General features: G+C 44.0%; 17 protein-coding genes and 1 riboswitch. Of the genes, 6 read left to right on the top strand and 11 right to left on the bottom strand.

The window, feature by feature from the left end; genetic code table 11:
- Positions 1-91: 91 nt before the first annotated feature.
- The 5 genes from thiE to B2751_RS13960 form a co-directional block, all read right to left on the bottom strand.
- Positions 92-730, bottom strand: coding sequence for a thiamine phosphate synthase (thiE, locus tag B2751_RS13980; protein ID WP_035412485.1), 639 nt, complete (start codon positions 728-730; stop codon positions 92-94).
- Positions 720-1,487 carry a hydroxyethylthiazole kinase gene (gene thiM, locus B2751_RS13975; RefSeq protein WP_290775346.1) on the bottom strand — a complete coding sequence of 256 codons (768 nt, stop codon included), beginning with the start codon at positions 1,485-1,487 and terminating at the stop codon, positions 720-722. The genes thiE and thiM overlap by 11 nt, the downstream gene beginning before the upstream one ends.
- A complete protein-coding gene (gene thiD, locus B2751_RS13970) occupies positions 1,468-2,271 on the bottom strand; it encodes a bifunctional hydroxymethylpyrimidine kinase/phosphomethylpyrimidine kinase (protein WP_290775344.1) in 804 nt (267 codons plus the stop codon). The genes thiM and thiD overlap by 20 nt, the downstream gene beginning before the upstream one ends.
- Positions 2,272-2,386: 115 nt before the next feature.
- A riboswitch (TPP riboswitch) is annotated at positions 2,387-2,497 on the bottom strand.
- Positions 2,498-2,561: 64 nt separating this feature from the next.
- Entirely contained in the window at positions 2,562-3,839 is a 1,278-nt protein-coding gene (locus B2751_RS13965) for a murein hydrolase activator EnvC family protein (RefSeq protein ID WP_290775342.1), read from the bottom strand.
- Positions 3,840-4,041: 202 nt separating this feature from the next.
- Positions 4,042-5,487, bottom strand: a complete 1,446-nt coding sequence (locus B2751_RS13960; RefSeq protein WP_290775340.1) for a murein hydrolase activator EnvC family protein — start codon at positions 5,485-5,487, stop codon at positions 4,042-4,044.
- 264 nt (positions 5,488-5,751) lie between these two features.
- Between B2751_RS13960 and mce the strand changes: the two genes are divergently transcribed.
- Positions 5,752-6,162 (top strand): methylmalonyl-CoA epimerase, encoded by a 411-nt coding sequence (gene mce / locus B2751_RS13955; protein ID WP_035412473.1) that lies wholly within the window; start codon positions 5,752-5,754, stop codon positions 6,160-6,162.
- Positions 6,163-6,209: 47 nt separating this feature from the next.
- Here mce and B2751_RS13950 read toward each other — a convergent pair whose 3' ends face one another.
- The 5 genes from B2751_RS13950 to B2751_RS13930 all read right to left on the bottom strand — a co-directional run bounded on the left by B2751_RS13950 (position 6,210) and on the right by B2751_RS13930 (position 9,579).
- Entirely contained in the window at positions 6,210-6,722 is a 513-nt protein-coding gene (locus B2751_RS13950) for a type 1 glutamine amidotransferase domain-containing protein (RefSeq protein ID WP_290775338.1), read from the bottom strand.
- A 27-nt stretch (positions 6,723-6,749) separates the two neighbouring features.
- Entirely contained in the window at positions 6,750-6,923 is a 174-nt protein-coding gene (locus tag B2751_RS13945) for a hypothetical protein (RefSeq protein ID WP_197026247.1), read from the bottom strand.
- 26 nt (positions 6,924-6,949) lie between these two features.
- The gene (locus B2751_RS13940; RefSeq protein ID WP_035412467.1) at positions 6,950-7,384 is read right to left on the bottom strand and encodes an organic hydroperoxide resistance protein; all 435 of its coding nucleotides are present in this window, start codon (positions 7,382-7,384) and stop codon (positions 6,950-6,952) included.
- A 176-nt stretch (positions 7,385-7,560) separates the two neighbouring features.
- Entirely contained in the window at positions 7,561-8,898 is a 1,338-nt protein-coding gene (locus tag B2751_RS13935) for a hemolysin family protein (protein WP_056063508.1), read from the bottom strand.
- A gap of 192 nt (positions 8,899-9,090) precedes the next feature.
- On the bottom strand, positions 9,091-9,579 hold the full coding sequence (locus B2751_RS13930) for a DUF456 domain-containing protein (protein WP_231496923.1): 489 nt from the start codon (positions 9,577-9,579) through the stop codon (positions 9,091-9,093).
- A 273-nt stretch (positions 9,580-9,852) separates the two neighbouring features.
- On the opposite strand from B2751_RS13930, the gene B2751_RS13925 reads away from it, so the two are divergent.
- Together B2751_RS13925 and B2751_RS13920 are read left to right on the top strand one after the other, a co-directional pair.
- Positions 9,853-11,337, top strand: a complete 1,485-nt coding sequence (locus B2751_RS13925) for an aldehyde dehydrogenase family protein (protein WP_081780441.1) — start codon at positions 9,853-9,855, stop codon at positions 11,335-11,337.
- Between the two features lie 60 nt (positions 11,338-11,397).
- Positions 11,398-11,787 carry a tautomerase family protein gene (locus B2751_RS13920; protein WP_056063504.1) on the top strand — a complete coding sequence of 130 codons (390 nt, stop codon included), beginning with the start codon at positions 11,398-11,400 and terminating at the stop codon, positions 11,785-11,787.
- Between the two features lie 42 nt (positions 11,788-11,829).
- Here the strand turns inward: B2751_RS13920 and yidD are convergent, their stop codons facing one another.
- Positions 11,830-12,114: a membrane protein insertion efficiency factor YidD gene (gene yidD / locus B2751_RS13915; RefSeq protein WP_035412458.1), complete on the bottom strand. Its 285-nt coding sequence runs from the start codon at positions 12,112-12,114 to the stop codon at positions 11,830-11,832.
- A gap of 104 nt (positions 12,115-12,218) precedes the next feature.
- Here yidD and B2751_RS13910 point away from each other — a divergent pair, with 104 nt between their 5' ends.
- From B2751_RS13910 to B2751_RS13900, 3 genes are all read left to right on the top strand, one after another.
- Positions 12,219-13,184, top strand: a complete 966-nt coding sequence (locus B2751_RS13910; RefSeq protein ID WP_035412456.1) for a quinone oxidoreductase family protein — start codon at positions 12,219-12,221, stop codon at positions 13,182-13,184.
- Positions 13,185-13,333: 149 nt separating this feature from the next.
- Entirely contained in the window at positions 13,334-15,652 is a 2,319-nt protein-coding gene (locus B2751_RS13905) for a YhgE/Pip domain-containing protein (RefSeq protein WP_290775335.1), read from the top strand.
- Positions 15,639-16,193 (top strand): TetR/AcrR family transcriptional regulator, encoded by a 555-nt coding sequence (locus tag B2751_RS13900; RefSeq protein WP_035412451.1) that lies wholly within the window; start codon positions 15,639-15,641, stop codon positions 16,191-16,193. The genes B2751_RS13905 and B2751_RS13900 overlap by 14 nt, the downstream gene beginning before the upstream one ends.
- The last annotated feature ends 84 nt before the right edge of the window (positions 16,194-16,277 follow it).

Raw genomic sequence — 16,277 nt, 5'->3', positions numbered from 1 at the left:
ACGCGAATGATTTGTGGTTCCAATCGATACCGGATCCAATAGTCCCGAAAACGGATCGTCTGCCATTTCAATACAATCACCTCTGAACGGATTATACCCTGTTCTGAAGAGATTGATGCCATTCCCATACAGCATCTGTCATATGTTGTGCAGCACGTCGTCGATCTTCTTTAGCAAAAATTTCCGAGATGACCGCATATCCTTCTAATGGGATAGGAAGAGAAGCGACATTCGTTGCCGTAATTCCACCAATGCCGATTAAAGGTAAGCGCACGGCTTCGCGAATCGCTTGAAGCATCGTGTGTGACATCGAGTCGGCGTCTGCTTTCGATGACGTCGCAAATAGAGAACCTACACCTAAATAAGATGCTCCATCTCGTTCTGCTTCAATCGCTTGCGCGACGGTTGCTACCGATACGCCGATCACAGTGTTCGGTAAGAGACGTCGCGCTGCGGTTAGAGGAATATCTTCTTGTCCGATATGCAAACCAGCTCCGACAAGTAACGCAATATCAATTCGGTCATTGATAATCAAAGGAACATCATGACGATCCGTCAATCTCTTTAACCGGACTGCCTGTTCGAAGAATTCCTTTCCCTGCGCTGTTTTTTCCCGTAATTGTATAATCGTTGCACCACCTAAAATCGCTTCTTCAACGACCGTTTCGATTGCAACTCCCGGATGATATCGACGATCTGTCACCGCATAAATGGAATAATCAATTGACATGTTCTACCACCTCTATCAAATCTTGCTCCGTCATCAGACTGATTGCATTGAACAACTCTCGTTTGAAATTACCTAGACCTTTTTCTGATGCTGCCTGTTCTCCTGCTTTTCCCATGATAAATGTTCCGTGGACTGCTGCCTCAAACGCAGAATATCCTGCACCAAGAAAACTCGCAATCAAAGAAGCTGTCATACACCCCGTACCTGTGACGTCTCCGAGACGCGGCGTACCTACTTGTAGTTCCACTTCGCGCATGCCATCCGTGATGTAGTCGATTGGACCTGTGACGACAATGACGGACTTTTGTTTACGAGCGAATGCACGAATGATTTCTCGATCCATGATCTCATCACTAGCAGCATCGACTCCTTTTGTTCGTCCATTCTCCCCAAGCAATGTCTTGATTTCTGAAGCATTTCCTTTAACGACCGTACATCCGAGTCTACTCAATTCTTTTGAAAAGGACGTACGCAATGATGTAGCTCCCGCTCCAACTGGATCAAGGATGATCGGAACGTTCAAGCGTCTCGCTTCGCTTGCGGCGAGTCGTTGAGCTGCTTGCATGTCTGCATCAATTGTTCCAATGTTCAAGACAAGAGCTTGCGCAAGTCGAACCATCTCTTCCACTTCGCGAATATCCTCCGCCATGACTGGAGATGCGCCAACGGCGAGTGTGACATTGGCGCAATCATTGATCGTGACTGTGTTCGTCAAATGATGAATGAGTGGTTTGTGTTTAAGAATGGTCGTAAACATGTGTATCCCTCCAAAGTGAATGAAAATGATGTGTCGGTCCAATCCCTTGTCCGAGAGCAAATCCATGACGAATCGCCTCTGTAACATACTTCTTGGCCTGACGTACACTGTCCGGTAAAGCTTCTCCAAGTGCCATCCGTGCCGCAATCGCTGCAGATAAGGTACAGCCTGTTCCGTGAGTATGTTGATTATCTAACCGATCTGATGTGAAACGGTATTCCTCTTGCCCGTCCCATAATAAATCCGTGGCAGCTCCCGGTAGATGTCCACCTTTTAGCAAGACGGCTCCAGTCTTCATAGCCAACTGATGCATCGCCAGTTGCATCTCCTCTAGATTAGTAACTGACTGCCCTGTTAAGCGCTCTGCTTCCGGTAAATTTGGTGTGACGAGTGTCGCAAGTGGCAGTAACTCCGCGATTAGTGCTTCCTCTGCCTCCGTCCGCAATAGGGCATGCCCGCCTTTTGCGACCATGACAGGGTCTAGTATGATCGGAACTGTCTGTTTGCGAAGATGTGTTGCAATGACGTGAATCGTTTGTGCATTCGAGACCATACCGATTTTGATAGCATCCACACGAATATCTGAAAAGATTGAAGCTAATTGGGCATCAACGATTTCCGATGATAACTCTTCTACTGCTTGAACGCCCAGTGTATTTTGAGCCGTTACCGCCGTCAAAACACTCATCCCATAAACGCCCAATGCCGAAAATGTCTTTAAATCTGCCTGAATTCCAGCTCCACCACCGGAGTCAGATCCCGCAATCGTCAATACATGTTTCATATTTTTCTCACCTTTCCATCGAGCAATGTAAGGGAGTTGTTACCGACAAAAAAAGCGTCGACCGCTGTAAAAAAGCAGTCGACGCTATACGAAATCGTTATCCAACCATTTCGGTATCCGTTCGGCTCAACTTTCCTACGCTGGTATTATCCAGTTCAGGTAATAGGGTCGAAAACAGATTGGTTTTCCTCTCAGCCGGATTCCTCCAGCTCCCCTAGTTGCTCAAGTATTCATTTCGCCTTAACTGTAGCATAGCGGCAAGAAAAAAACGAGCCGAAGCTCGTTTTGAATTATAGGTATGCTAATGGATTAACTGCATTCAGAGGAGAAGAGGCACTGTACTGATAGCCTCCGACATGTAGTTCGAAATGCAAGTGTGGTCCTGTTGAATTCCCAGTACTACCAAGTGTTCCAACTTGCTGACCTTGAGAAACTGTTTGTCCTGCATGAACAGATAATGATCTCATATGAGCGTAGACTGTCGTATAGACTTTCCCGTCAAGGAAGTGAGAAATCATGACGTGATTTCCATAAGGCCCACCACCTGAAGCTGTAATGACCGTTCCAGCTGCTGCTGCGACGATTGGTGAGCCGACCGAACCACTGAAATCGACACCATTATGGAACGTATAGCCGTTCGCACCGCTTGCTGGTCCAAACCCTTGTGATACGCCACCAGAAGATGGACGAACGAATTTCCCACCGCTCGAAACAACGGGTGGGGCAACTGAAGTAGGTGATTCTGAACTCTTACCTGCTTGTTTTGCTGCTTGAGCATTCGCTTTAGCGGCTTTTTCAGCTGCTGCTTTCTCGGCTGCTGCTCTTTCAGCCGCTACTTTAGCTGCTGCCTTCGCTGCCGCAATCGCACGTTCTTGAGCTTCAAGTGTGGCTTGTAGTTCTTTCGCGTCTAGAAGTTCTGTCGTAAACTTCGTCTTACCTTTTCGTAATTTTTTAAGCGTAGCACTGCGTTCTTTCATTTGAACTTTCAACGCTTTTTTTTGTTCGATTAATGTTTTCTTCTCTTCAACCTGCTCCGCCTTTTTTTCAACGAGCGCTTGTTTTGCTTCCGCTAGCTTTTGTTGGGTTGCGATGTAATCCGAAATCATTTTATCATCTTGCTCCGCGATTTTTTTCCCTGCCATGACACGACTAAATAAATCACCTAAATCCTTCGATCCAAAAATGACTTCTTCCCATTTGATTGAGTTTCCATCGTTTTCTTGGAAGACACGTAGACGATCACCGAGTAGTTCTTCTTGTTTTTTCAACATCTCTTCGTAGCGAACGATGTCTGCTTTTAATTCATCAATTCGCAAATTCAATTTCTCGATTTGTTTATTTTTTTCGGAAATCTGAAAAATCTTTTCGTTGATCGCTGCATCGATTCGATTGATTTGACGTTGTTCTTTCGAAATTTTCGACTCTTGTTTTTTAATTGCTTTTTCTAATTTACGTTGTTCTGCGGCATTTTCAGCCTTTTTTTCTTTGATCGTTGCTGCCGCAATTGGTTGTGTTCCTGTTATAAGTAATGCTCCTAAAACAATGGTAGAAATTAGTTTTTTTAGCATATATCGTTTTCCTCACTTATGTTTTTCATATTTTATTATAGTATTCAAGTTTCTCTCATATCTGAAATAGATTATAGCACCCTAATCGTTTCAAAAAAATTTCATTTACATTTCAAATGAAAACGTTTTTTTGTAATATAATCATTTATTTTTTGAAAATCGCAAAAAAAGAACCGCTGCATAAGCAACGATTCTTTACTGTTTAAAACATCGTCATTGGGTTCACTGAGCTAGCTGGACCAGTTGCACTATAGCTGTATCCACCGACGTGGATTTCAAAGTGTAAGTGTGGACCAGTTGAATTCCCAGTACTTCCACGTAAACCGATTTGTTCACCTTGACTGACGCGTTGACCTGCGTGAGCATTGAGTGCGCTCATATGAGCATACAATGTTGTGTACGTTTTACCGTTTAATTGGTGAGCAATCATGATGTGGTTTCCGTAAGGACCACCACCTGATGCTGTAATGACTGTTCCTGTTGCAGCTGCAACGATTGGAGTTCCAACCGGACCACCAAAGTCGATCCCGTTATGGAACGTATAACCGTTTTCTCCACCTGCTGAGCCATAGCCTTGCGTGACAGCCCCAACCGTTGGATGGATGAACAGACCACCGGATGATGGTGACGGTTTAGGTGTCGCAGGTGCTGACGGTGTTGGCGCAGCTGGTGCTGGCGCAGGTGTAGATGCTTTTGGAGTCGATTGTTTCGTCGAACCAGAAGGTTTCGCTGCTTGCGACGCTTTCTCTTGTGCTGCCTGCTGAGCCGCTGCTTCTTTAGCTGCTTGTTGCTCAGATTCTTTTTGAGCCGCTGCTTGAGCTGCTTCAGCTTCTGCTCGCGCTTTTGCTTCACGTGCTGCTTGAGCTTGACGCTCTTTTTCGATACGTGCTTCACGTTCACGTGCTGCTTTTTCAGCTGCAATCGCTTTTTCTTGAGCAATCAGAATTTGCTGGACTTCTTTTGCATCCATCAATTGTGTTTCAAATTTCTCTTTTTTCTTACGTAATTCTTTTAAGCGTTTGTTTCGCTCTTTTAATTGCGATTCAAGTTCTGCTTGTTGGCGTTTCAATTCTTGCTTTTCAACAACCAATTGTGCTTTCTTGTCTTTCACTTCTTGTTGTGCATCCGCTAATTGCTTTTGCGTATTTTGATAATCCGTGATCATTTTATCATCTTGCTTTGAAATCGATTTTCCGGCCATGACACGGCTAACGAGGTCACCGACGTTTTTTGCCCCAAAAATGACTTCTTCCCATTTAATCGAGTTCCCGTCATTTTCTTGCATGACACGAAGACGATCCCCAAGTAGTTTTTCTTGGCGTTTTAATTTCGCTTTATACTTTTCGATTTCTTTTCCAAGTTGAACGATTTCTCGTTCCGTCGCCTTAATTTGACGATCTTTCGTTTCGACAGCAAAGATCTTTTCATTCAAGGCTTCGTCTAATCGATTGACTTCTTGTTGCGTCTTAGAAATTTTTTGACCCTCCTGATTAACGGAAGACTCTAAGTTTTTTTGTTTTTTAGCATTGTCTTGTTGCTGTTGTTCGTTTTTAGCTTTCTGTTCACTTAAATCGTCAGCTGCTGCAAAATGAGGTGCTGATGAAAGAACTAGTGCGGAAACGATGAGCGACGCGAACGTTTTTTTCATGTAGTATTCCCTCTTTTTCTCTAGTAGTATGTCGATGCATTATATGGAATAACAGTTACGTTAAAATTAAATTCTATAATAGTTTTTCTTATTTATAGGAACGTTTTTGATTATAGCATTCATTCCTCTTCCATAATATTTCAGTGATATTTCATTTTAAATAAATTGTTCCTCTTCTATGTAATAGAAAATGATGGAAAACAGCTTCCCATTGCAACTTTAATTCATTTTTGGGAAACTGAAGCGAATGGAGGGAAACATCAGATGAAACTAGATCATACCGGCATCGCCGTTCGCGATATGCAAGAAGCAATCTCATTTTATACAAAAGTACTTGGTGGAACATTAACAAAAGAGTACTCAAACCCCGCACCTGGTGTCGCTTCCAACATCGCCGTCATCGAGTTCGATGATGCGCATATCGAGCTGTTGACACCAACTAGCCAGGATAGTCCAATCGCTCGTTTTTTAAAACAACGTGGAAAAGGAGTCCATCACATTGCCTACCGTGTTGATGATTTAGATCAAGCAATCGCCGAAGCAAAACAACAAGGCTTAACATTTTTAGAAGATACGTATCGAACGACGCCGTTTGGACGACGACTGATTTATATGAACCCTCGTCATTCACATGGGGTTATCACGGAACTCTGTGATTATCCAGAGAACTCATAAAAAAATCAGCACTGCGACAACGCAGTGCTGATTTTTGTTTTATACGATTAGCCGAGTTTTGCAACGATTTCTCGATTGAATGCAGGAATGTCATCCGGTTGTCGACTTGAGATAAAATTATCATCAACGACGACTTCTTCGTCCGCGAAATCTACTCCAGCATTTTCTAGGTCGATGCGAATTGATTTATAACCTGTCATTTTTCTTCCTTTAACGATTTTGGCGTTAATCATCAACTGAGGTCCATGACAGATCGAGAAGATCGGTTTTTTTGACATATCGAATTCTTCGACGAATGAGACGAAACGCTCATCTTCGCGTAGTAAATCTGGTGAAAATCCACCTGGTATCAAAAGGGCATCATAGTCTGCCGCCGATGTCTCATCAATTGAGAGATCAACGGTTACTTTTGCATCTTCCTGTTTACCAACAAGCTCTGCACTTTTTTTGGCACCAATGACAGTAATGTCGTGCCCCGCTTCTTTTAACGCATCAACCGGTCCAGTGAATTCTACATCTTCAAAATGATCGGCGAGTACGACTGCTACTTTTTTAGACATGTGATTCATCTCCCAAGTTATTTGAATTTAAATCGGATCTTCTCCGCGATCTCGTGGAGAAACCGGATCATCTGGCATCTCGTTTTTCCCTTTTAGGATTTCCTTTTGCTGCTCCTCTGTCAGTTTCCGTTCTTTATCAGACAGACGATCCCGTTCATCTTCCAATTTTTCATTTGGACGATCGGTTTCTTTTGGTGCCATCGAAAACCCTCCTTAAGGATGTATTCTTATAACGAATCGACGACTTTAACAGAAAGGTCAACATCGATGTTGCCACGAGTCGCTTTTGAATACGGGCAGAAATTGTGTGTCTTCTCAAGTAGTTCTTCTGCTTCTTCTTGCGATACCCCAACGACTTCGACGACGAGTTTCGCCGCAATTTTCACACCGTTATCCGCTTCGTCCTGTAAGAGGCTGACTTCTGAATTAGTCCGCGTCTCGACTCGTTTTTTCGCTTGGCGCGCCATCAAATTGTAGGCACCATCAAAACAAGCGGCATATCCTGCTGCGAATAACTGTTCCGGGTTTGATGTCGGAATGTCTTCTTTGCCTTTTGTTCCAGGCATGACTAAATCAAGATTAATGACGTTATCATCTGAAGCGACTTTCCCGTCGCGACCACCGACTGCAGATGCGCGTGAAGTAAGAATGACGTTTGACATGATAGAAAACCCCTTTTCCTGTTGAATTAAAAAAAGACTTTTTTGCCACATAAACAGTAATACCCGTCACTGGCGGAGATAAACACAAGGAGTGTTCAATCCCTTTACCCTGCCATTCTTTCAATAACGAAAAAAGACGATGAACTTAATGTCCATCGTCTTTTGATTTTGCTATTTTATCCGATATCCTCTGTTGCAACTTCTTCTTGATCAGGCAATTGAAGATAAATCGACTTCACTTGGTGGTTATCGACTTCCATGACCTTGATCGTATACGCTTGATAGCGGAATTCTTGACCACTTGATACTTCTGTATCCTGTGCCATGACCCAACCACCAATCGTATCAATATCTTCTTCTTCAATACCTAGGTTAAAGCGTTCATTTAAGTCATCAATTAAGACACGACCTGAAATCCGGTATAATCGCTCATGAATCTGTTCGATATCCGCTTTCTCATCTTTATCGAATTCATCTCGGATTTCTCCGACGATTTCCTCCAATATGTCTTCCATCGTGATGACACCAGCTGTCCCTCCGTATTCATCAATGACGAGTGCCATTGGCGTCCGTTCCACCTGCATCTTCAGCATCGCGTCTTGAAGCGGTGAATACTCGGATACGATCGGCAAGTTATGGATGTAATAACTTAATGCTTTCCCTTTGTTCGCCATATGGTCCGTAAATAATTGTTTTGCATTGATGAAGCCAAGGATTTTATCCTTATCTCCTTCTTCCGCTACCGGATAACGTGTGAACTGATACTCTTCAACGAGACGAATAATGTCCTCCATCGATGCATCGTTCGAAATCGTGATTAAATCTGTCCGCGGTAACATGATGTCTTTCGCGATCCGCTCATCGAACGAGAAGATATTTTGCATGTAGGAAAGTTCGGTCTGGTTGATTTCTCCACTCTTGTAACTCTGCGTCATGATGATTTTAATTTCTTCTTCCGAGTGAACTTCTTCGTGACCAGCAGGTTCAACACCAAACAAACGAAGAATGACCCGGGCTGAACCGTTCAATGTCCAAATGAAAGGTTTCATGACCTTACCGAACCAATAAAGCGGTGGTGCGAGTAACATCGTGATGGCTTCCGTCTTTTGAATAGCCAAGGACTTAGGAGCTAGTTCTCCAAGCACGACATGAAGAAACGTTACAATTGAGAATGCAAGGACGAACGAAATGATCGTCGAAACGGAGTTTGGGATGTCGATTTCTTCGAACAACATACTGAGAATCGCACCTACCGTCGATTCTCCTAACCACCCGAGACCAAGCGCTGTCACGGTAATTCCAAGTTGACAGGCTGATAAATAATAATCCAAATTCTCAAGCAGCCTTTTCGCTACTTTCGCAGTCTTGCTTCCTTCTGTAATCAACTGATCGATTCGAGACATTCGCATTTTGACGACCGAAAATTCGGCGGCAACAAAAAAAGCGGTTAAAATGATGAGTAGTGCAATGACGAGTAGTCGAATAATGATCGTCGTCGTGTCGAATGTCTCCATTGAGTGTGTACTGTCCAATCGTTTCCCCGAAGAAAGGGGATTCACCTCCATTAATATAAAGCCAGATGCAAAGGCATCTGGTCGTTTACAGCAAAAAGAAGCTTTATTCTTTCAAAGCTTCCTTACTTTTTCATATTCATACTATAACGGAACTTTTGCAAAATGTGTACTTGAAGACACGATTTCAATCGGTCAGACCACGTATAGGATGAAGATTACAATCATGAGCAACATCGCGATTCCCTTTAACAACGCACTTGATAAGATACCGAGAACCGTACCGATCCCTACTGAAACGGCTGTTTGCCATGTTTTTTTACTAATGATTTTTTCCGTCAAGATGGCAAAGACGAACGGGAAAATCAATAGTCCGATTCCTGGTAAAATAAACGGTCCAGCAATCAATCCCACTGTCGTCGCGATTTTAGCCGCTTGAGATCCTCCCCGTCGATCAACAGTGTAGGCGCTGACGAGATAATCCAGTGTGAACAAGAGAATGATAAAAATCGCTTGAATCACCCAAAAACTAATCGATAATTCAGAGAAACCGAATCCGAATCCATAAATCAAAAAGCCTACCACTAAAATCGGCGCACTTGGGATGATCGGATATACGAGTCCTGCAAAAGCGACGAGAAAACACACGACGATTAGACTCCATAATAAAATTGTCACTTCCATCCCTCCCTTCTTCTAAAGTTCTTGCTTTTATTACGAACGTGAAGAGGCAAAGGTTTCATCAAGCGCTTGTTTCAATCGTCCTTCTAAAAAAGAACGATCCCACTCATTTTTATAGCATTATATTGGTTAAATTCCTGGTTTAAAGTTCTTTAAAACCCGCTTGACTGACTGATTTTGAGCAATATGTTTGGTAGAAGTGTATGGATGTGTTTTACTTCTTTTCATAACGTGAATAACTTAATTGTTATAATAACGAATGGAGGATGAAATGAGATGGCTCAACAAAACGAAGCTACATTGCATACGGATTTTACGAAGATTTATATTGACGGTCAGTGGCGCACAGGCGCAAGTGACAGCAACATGACGAACACAAATCCATTCACTGGAGAAGAGCTCTTTACGATCTCTGCCGCGAACCAACAAGATTTAGATGACGCGTATGAAGCGGCTCAAGTTGCTCAAAAAGACTGGGCGAAAGTTCCTGCCTTAAAACGCCAAGGTCTCATCGAAAACTTCCTGAAGGTGTTGTACGAAGAAAAAGAGACTATCATCGATTGGCTAATCAAAGAGTCAGGAAGTACACGTATTAAAGCGGAAGGTGAATTCCTCGCCTCAGTCTTGATCGTAAAAGAAGCTGCTACCTTCCCATTACGGATGCACGGTGAAATTCGTCCATCGGTCGTACCAGGCAAAGAAAACCGAATCTATCGTAAAGCACTTGGCGTCATCGGTGTCATCAGTCCATGGAACTTCCCGTTCCACTTAGCTGTGCGGTCGATCGCTACTGCTATCGCTATTGGGAATGCAGTCGTCGTTAAACCGGCAACAGACACACCTGTCTCAGGCGGTTTAATTTTCGCTAGCCTGTTTGAAAAAGCTGGATTACCAAAAGGTGTTTTAAATGTTATCGTCGGTCGTGGTTCAGAAATCGGTGACGCCATCGTCGAACACCCTGTCCCACGCTTGATTTCCTTTACAGGATCAACTGAAGTCGGTCGCCACATCGGAGAACTTGCCGGTAAACACCTGAAGAAAACAGCGCTTGAACTTGGCGGAAACAACGTCTTCGTCGTACTTGATGATGCTGATCTCGATCGTGCGGTTGAATCTGCTGTCTACAGCAAGTTCTATCATCAAGGTCAAATCTGTATGTCGACGAACCGAATTCTTGTCGCTTCTTCGATTCATGATGAGTTCGTCGAAAAATACGTTGCTCGTGTGAAAGAATTACAGTATGGTGATCCATCACATGACCGGACACAAGTCGGACCACTCATCAATCAATCACAAGTCGAACGCATCCTTGAAGATCTTGAAAAAACAAAAGCTGCCGGTGCAACCGTTCGTGTAGGTGGAGAAGCAAAAGACAACGTCATTGCGCCAACTGTCGTCACAGGCGTCACGAACGATATGCCGCTTGCTAAAAATGAAATCTTTGGACCAGTTGCAGTCATCATCCCATTCGATACAGATGAAGAGGCACTTGAAATCGCAAACTCTCTTCCATACGGATTGAGTGGTGCAGTGCACGGTTCATCTATTGAACGTGCGACCGCTTTTGCACTGGAAGTCGAGACAGGTATGATTCACATCAACGACCAATCGGTCAACGATGAGCCACATATGCCATTTGGTGGTGAAAAAGATTCAGGACTTGGTCGCTTTAACGGTGAATGGGTACTTGAAGAATTCTCAACTGTACAATGGTTGTCCGTCATGCATGATCGCCGCCAATACAAACCATTCTTTGAATAAATAATCGAGAGCAGGGAACTCTTCCCTGCTCTACATACTTAAAAAAGGAGCTGAACGGTTATGCCATTATTACGATTCGACGTCATTGAAGGACGTTCTGAAGAAGAGTTGAACGTGTTACTCAACACTGCACATGACGCGATGGTCGAAGCATTCGACGTGCCGGAACGTGATCGGTATCAAATCGTGCATACACACAAAGCTCACGAAATGGTCATTCAAGATACAGGTCTTGGTTTTAAGCGGAGTAAAGATATCGTCCTTATCAGTGTGACAAGTAAAACGCGGACGAAAGAGAAGAAGCAACGTCTCTATCAATTGCTCGCTGAACGATTAGAAGCAAATTGTGGACTTGCTCCGACTGATTTAATGGTTTCAATCGTCGAAAATGATGCGGCGGACTGGAGTTTCGGTCTCGGTGAAGCACAGTTTTTAACAGGTAAACTATGAGCGTTCAACAAATGAAACAATTAACATAAACCCTAACATGACTTATTCCACAGTGACTTCGACCTTCTCACGGGGATTTTCTCGCTGTAACGGCGCTTTCCAACTAAACTGATCAGGTTCTGGAACGAAATCGAGACCTCCTGGATGAAACGGTTGGCAACGGAGCAAACGGCGTGTCGTCAAATAACTCCCTTTTACTGCACCATGACGTTCAATTGCCTCCATCCCGTAATGGGAACACGTCGGATAGAATCGACATGTGGCTGGTTTCATGGGAGAAATGACTTTTTGATAAAAGCGAATGCCTCCCATTAAGACACGTTTCATAACGTCCCTTCTTTCTTCTTTTTTTCTAGTGTAACGCATCTGTCCATCATTTTCAGATGTTCTGCTTTATATTATAAGCAGATTTAAAAGAAGGATGTGTTGAGATGAAGGCATTAACATTCCACGAATTCGGAGGTTCTGATGTATTACGCTTCGAAGACGTGCCAACGCCAACAATCAGCGAACAGGAAGTTCTGATTGAAATGAAAGCGATCGGTCTGAATTTTGCAGATATTTATCGTCGAAAAGGAAACTATCATTTAGAAGGACAGCCTCCCTATATTTTAGGTTACGAAGGAGCAGGAGTCATCACCGCAATCGGTGCAGCCGTTTCAACGTTCCATGTAGGTCAACGGATTGCTTTTGCGGACGTTCCGCTTGCGAACGCTGAGTACGTGGCGGCACCCGTTGATAAATTGATTCCGCTTCCTGACGGTATCTCATACGAAACAGCAGCTTCTGTCTTATTACAAGGATTGACGGCACATTATTTGACTCGCGACAGTTATCACGTTCAACCAGGAGATACCGTCTTAGTTCACGCTGCTGCCGGTGGCGTGGGGCAATTACTGACACAACTCATTCGTTTACTTGGTGCAACTCCGATTGGCTTAACTTCTTCTCCCGATAAGGCACAGATCGCAAAAACTGCCGGTTGTGAGTCTGTCTATTTGTACTCAGAGAACTGGGTCGAGCAAGTGCTTACACAAACTTCTGGTAGAGGGGTCGATGTCGTTTATGAGTCTATCGGTTCTACGCTAATGGACAGTTTCCATGTAACGAAAGTACATGGGACCGTCGTCTTCTATGGTATGGCAGGCGGTGATCCCGCACCTGTCGATCCACGTTTTTTAATGGATACGTCCAAAACATTAACAGGTGGCGACCTTTGGAATGTGTTAACGTCTTCTGAGGAACGCATCCGCAGATCGGGTGAGCTGTTTGATTGGATTTTATCTAGTCACCTTAACCTGTCCTCTCCGACAATTTTTGCTTTATCTGATGGAAAAGCAGCGCATGACTTTTTAGAAAGCCGACGTAGTACAGGAAAGTTACTGTTAATTCCTTAATCATTTTCTAGAGACGACTCTCCGTGAGTCGTTTTTTTGTGTGAAATTGGAATTATCGATTGATTTTTTATAATGAAGAGAGTAAAGTAAATCTCATCAAAACCTAAAACTCAAATTAGTTTTGAGTTTTAGAAAGGGGATTTGTATTTATGTTTCGCTCAGAATGGAAGAAATTGAAGAGTCCGATGATGATCGTCGTTATTCTCGCCCTCATCCTCGTACCGTTTCTTTACAACTCCATCTTCTTATCTGCATTCTGGGACCCGTACGGTCGTACAGAAGATATTAAGGTAGCTATCGTCAACGAAGATCAGGCGACAAAGTTTAAAGGAGAGAAAGTCGACATCGGGGATCAATTCGTCGATAAACTCAAAAAAAATGATGATTTTGATTGGCAGTTCTTGTCTCAGGATAAGGCAGAGAAAGAATTGCGTGACGGAAAAGTCTACATGACAGTCGTCATTCCAAAGAATTTTTCTAAAAATGCAACGACACTACTCGATGATCACCCGAAGAAGATTGAGTTAGAATATTACTTGAATCCAGCGAAAAACTACTCGGGAACACAAATTTCGAGTACTGCCGCAAAACAGTTAAACGAAAAAATCCGAAAATCCGTTACGAAACAATATAGTAGTGCTATATTCGGTGCGTTAAAGAAAATCGCAAACGGAATGGAAAAAGCGTCGGACGGTTCCTCTAAACTCGAGGACGGTAACCATAAAACAGCGGATGGCGCTAGAACACTAGCAACAAATCTTGGAAAACTCGCAGATGGCAGTCTGACACTGTCCGAAAAACTCGGGGAAGCGAATCAAGGTTCTAAAAAACTGAGTGATGGTGTCACGACACTCGACGAAAAAACCACCCTCTTCGCTCAAAAAACGGGTGAGCTATCTTCTGGATTGAACACACTCGATGAAAACGGTGGCAAGTTACAGGCAGGTGCCGCGCAACTTCAAGAAGGCGCAACAAAACTCAGCGGTGGCTCAACACAGGTACGCCAAGGGGCAGAACAACTGGCTGCGGGTACTGCTCAGCTTAATGAAAAAATTCCTCAGTTGACGGACGGATTAAATCAACTGGATGAAAAAGCACAAGCTGCGAATGCCTTTTTAACACAACTCAATCAAGATGCTGAACAGGCGAAACAGGACTTACGGGCCCGTCGCGAAGCACTTGAAGCAAACGTCGCTCAACTAAAAGAAGTTATTTCTGCTTCTGAACAGTTATCAGATGAAGAAAAACAAACATTACTCGGTTCTATTGGTTCATTAGAAGAAAATATTCAAAGTCTTGCTGCCCAAGAAGGTGCAATTGATCAGAGTCTTGCTCAAGCAACAGAAGCAACGAAGAAAATCGGTCAACTCGCCGCAGGTGGTCAGCAAGTCCAGTCTGCTGTATCGCAACTAAACGCTGGACAATTGAAGCTCGTCGATGGTGCGAAACAAGTCGAGTCTGGCGCACAACAATTAGCTAGTGGACAACAGACGTTCAATGAAAAACTCGGTCAGTATACTGCGGGTGTGCATAAAGCCGCAACAGGCGGTGCCCAACTAGCTGACGGCGCGAACCAACTGTCAGATGGTACACATCAACTTCAAGCTGGGGCTAGCGCGTTGAATAACGGATTAGGACAATTGGCATCTGGTTCTTCTACGATTACAGATGGTATCGGCAAAACGACCGAGGGTGCTTCAAAAATCGCGGATGCCAACACGAAACTTGAAGATGGAGCTAAAACACTGAAGGATGAGCTCAGCAAAGGAGCTAAAGACGCGACGGTCAAGCCGACAAAAGAGCGGGATAATATGCTAGCAGAACCCGTCGTCTTAAAAGAACATGACTATTCGACTGTCAACAATTACGGTTCTGGTTTATCAGCTTATATCCTTAGTATTGCCTTGTTCGCAGGTGCCTTGATGTTCTCTTCGGTCTATCAGATTCGTCCCGAACATGGTGAGAGTCTGACATGGCGCTTCCTCGTCGGTAAATTATCACTTATCTTACCGATTGGCGCATTACAAGGTGTCGCAGCGGCCACAGCCATCGTCTATGTGCTGGATGCTGATGTCGCGAGTGTCCCTGCGCTCTATGGATTCGCTGCCTTGACAGGTATGACGTTCATTACCATTCTGTTCACGCTCGCGATGCTACTCGGTCGCGTCGGACAGTTCCTTGCCTTCTTACTACTCCTTCTTCAAATCGGTGGTAGTGGTGGAACGTTCCCTGTCGAAATGACGCCAGGGTTCTTCCAAGCGATTCACGCTTTCTTACCGATGACATATTCGGTCGGTGGATTCCGCGAAGCGCTTGGACTCGGTGTGACGGATGCCCTCGTATCCAATAGTCAAGTCCTTGCGATCATATTAGTCGTCGCATTAATCATCAGCTTCGTTGGAGGGCTCGGAGCCAAACGGATTCTACTCTCAACGAAAGCGAGACGAAAACAACATGACACAGTCTGATAAAGAAACTTTGATACTCGACTCAGCAATGGCTTGCTTTTCAGAACTCGGTTATAAGGGAACGACGATCGAGCGTGTCGCCCGACGCGCTCATGTCGGAAAACCAACCGTCTATCAATTGTTCGAAAGTAAACTCAATCTGTTTGAATCACTCGTAACACGTGTGTTGCAAGAGATGAAAGAAGAAGCAGAACGCGCTTACGTCGAACAGGCGACCGTAGAAGAAAATAAACAAGCAATGATCGACGCCATCGTCTATCATCAGCAACAACACTTATTCATTCTTCAAATCATCGAAGAAACACGCAACTTAAAATTACAAGAGATGCAGGAATTACGGATGCGGATTGAACGACATGTCGTCGAATATATCAAGACATTACTTGAGACTCGTCTTGGTCAAGACGATCGCGACATACCGGTCGATGTCACGGCCTTCCTGATCTTTCGAACGTATATCGCGTTGATCGCCGAATGGCCATCGATTGCGCGTCCACTTGAACTCGATACGATTCGACGTGCCATGTTGCGCGTTCTGTGAATAAAAAAACCGCTGATCAATGGATTGGGCTAACCTAAAATTTTGAGACAATATAAAACACCTTCGGAGTGGTACACTTTTAAA

The sequence above is a fragment of the Exiguobacterium sp. UBA6282 genome (assembly GCF_002440475.1).
In the GTDB taxonomy this organism is placed as follows: domain Bacteria; phylum Bacillota; class Bacilli; order Exiguobacteriales; family Exiguobacteriaceae; genus Exiguobacterium_A.
The sequence above is the reverse complement of the archived record's forward strand: the minus strand, read 5'-3'. Positions and strand labels throughout refer to the sequence as shown.

Excerpts from the sequence above, each read along its gene's own strand:
- thiE (WP_035412485.1), bottom strand. The coding sequence starts at position 730 with ATGTCAATTGATTATTCCATTTATGCGGTGACAGATCGTCGATATCAT.
- thiM (WP_290775346.1), bottom strand. The coding sequence starts at position 1,487 with ATGTTTACGACCATTCTTAAACACAAACCACTCATTCATCATTTGACG.
- thiD (WP_290775344.1), bottom strand. The coding sequence starts at position 2,271 with ATGAAACATGTATTGACGATTGCGGGATCTGACTCCGGTGGTGGAGCT.
- B2751_RS13965 (WP_290775342.1), bottom strand. The coding sequence starts at position 3,839 with ATGCTAAAAAAACTAATTTCTACCATTGTTTTAGGAGCATTACTTATA.
- B2751_RS13960 (WP_290775340.1), bottom strand. The coding sequence starts at position 5,487 with ATGAAAAAAACGTTCGCGTCGCTCATCGTTTCCGCACTAGTTCTTTCA.
- mce (WP_035412473.1), top strand. The coding sequence starts at position 5,752 with ATGAAACTAGATCATACCGGCATCGCCGTTCGCGATATGCAAGAAGCA.
- B2751_RS13950 (WP_290775338.1), bottom strand. The coding sequence starts at position 6,722 with ATGTCTAAAAAAGTAGCAGTCGTACTCGCCGATCATTTTGAAGATGTA.
- B2751_RS13945 (WP_197026247.1), bottom strand. The coding sequence starts at position 6,923 with ATGGCACCAAAAGAAACCGATCGTCCAAATGAAAAATTGGAAGATGAA.
- B2751_RS13940 (WP_035412467.1), bottom strand. The coding sequence starts at position 7,384 with ATGTCAAACGTCATTCTTACTTCACGCGCATCTGCAGTCGGTGGTCGC.
- B2751_RS13935 (WP_056063508.1), bottom strand. The coding sequence starts at position 8,898 with ATGGAGACATTCGACACGACGACGATCATTATTCGACTACTCGTCATT.
- B2751_RS13930 (WP_231496923.1), bottom strand. The coding sequence starts at position 9,579 with ATGGAAGTGACAATTTTATTATGGAGTCTAATCGTCGTGTGTTTTCTC.
- B2751_RS13925 (WP_081780441.1), top strand. The coding sequence starts at position 9,853 with ATGGCTCAACAAAACGAAGCTACATTGCATACGGATTTTACGAAGATT.
- B2751_RS13920 (WP_056063504.1), top strand. The coding sequence starts at position 11,398 with ATGCCATTATTACGATTCGACGTCATTGAAGGACGTTCTGAAGAAGAG.
- yidD (WP_035412458.1), bottom strand. The coding sequence starts at position 12,114 with ATGAAACGTGTCTTAATGGGAGGCATTCGCTTTTATCAAAAAGTCATT.
- B2751_RS13910 (WP_035412456.1), top strand. The coding sequence starts at position 12,219 with ATGAAGGCATTAACATTCCACGAATTCGGAGGTTCTGATGTATTACGC.
- B2751_RS13905 (WP_290775335.1), top strand. The coding sequence starts at position 13,334 with ATGTTTCGCTCAGAATGGAAGAAATTGAAGAGTCCGATGATGATCGTC.
- B2751_RS13900 (WP_035412451.1), top strand. The coding sequence starts at position 15,639 with ATGACACAGTCTGATAAAGAAACTTTGATACTCGACTCAGCAATGGCT.